The sequence below is a fragment of the Moorena sp. SIO2C4 genome (assembly GCF_010672485.1).
GTDB classification, from domain to species: Bacteria; Cyanobacteriota; Cyanobacteriia; order Cyanobacteriales; family Coleofasciculaceae; genus Moorena; species Moorena producens.
Map to the genome: position 1 here is coordinate 1 of NZ_JAAHGN010001580.1, position 1,045 is coordinate 1,045.

General features: G+C 42.8%; 1 protein-coding gene. It reads right to left on the minus strand.

Features of this window, described 5'->3' with window-relative positions; all coding sequences use genetic code 11:
- Positions 1 to 554: 554 nt before the first annotated feature.
- Positions 555 to 1,045, minus strand: a 491-nt coding sequence (locus F6K20_RS39665) for a lipopolysaccharide biosynthesis protein (protein WP_287298607.1), incomplete at its 5' end; no start/stop codon positions are given.

A 1,045-nucleotide genomic window follows, 5' to 3' on the forward strand; every position in this document is an offset into this window, starting at 1 on the left:
TGTGCTGACGCAGGTTCCGCACACAGAACCCAAACCATGAGCGACTGCATCAAGAATTGAGGAATTTTGGTGATGCTAGTCATACACTATAAATACTTTAGAGTCACTGGAGGAACTACTTGATGAACAGGAGTAGGCAAAGTCTTGTAGACTAAGTATTCACCTAACTCCTACCTGCCATAGTAGGGCGGTCTAGTTGATCACTGGCTATCTTTGATTCCTTACGAGATTTGTCAAAAGCACGAGCAATAGCATTTTACCCAGACTTTAGTTAGAAGTCCGAGGTAGGAATTAAAAGCAAGGCAACGTGCTGATTGGCTTTGCCAGAGACTTATTGCTAGCTCTAGTTGATTGTAAGAGAATATCCGTAAAAATTATGTAAAGCTTTATTAAAGAAAGTGAAATTTCATCCTAAGTAACAGCAAATTTTTTGTAAAAATCAGCCAAGGTCATGAGTAATGGTGATCCGATTACCGATTACCCATGAGCAATTAGCTATGAGCAATTACCCAAGAATGTTATGTTGCATCCCTCTTAGAGAAAGGGGATAAAGATTAATGTTCCGATTCTTGAAGGCGCTTGCTTCTAGTCACCTCTTGCCGATATAAGACAAACACTAATAGCCATAAGCTGAGCATCCTCAAGGAATCTGAGGTTAAACTTGACCAGGCAGCTCCCTTCCATGAATACAGAGGAATTAACCAAAGGTTTAACGAAAAGTTCAACAGAGCTGCCGTTACTTGTATGCTACTACGCAACCCTTGAAATCCAGCACCAGTTAGGGTGTCCGCCGCAAAAAACTGCATGGCTTTAAAAAACGGTATCGGTGCTAACCAACGTAAGGCATTGACTACCTCACTATAGTCTTCACCTATGATGTAGGGTACCATTGGAGCCGAGATAAACAACCCGATACCAGCAGCTATTCCGTACATACCAGCAATTGGTGATAGACGCTTGGCCAGATTGAGACTTCCCCGGATGCCAGCGGCTCCCTTCTGAAAAAACTTGGCATAGGAAGCGGCTAACAGAGATTGTACAGGGA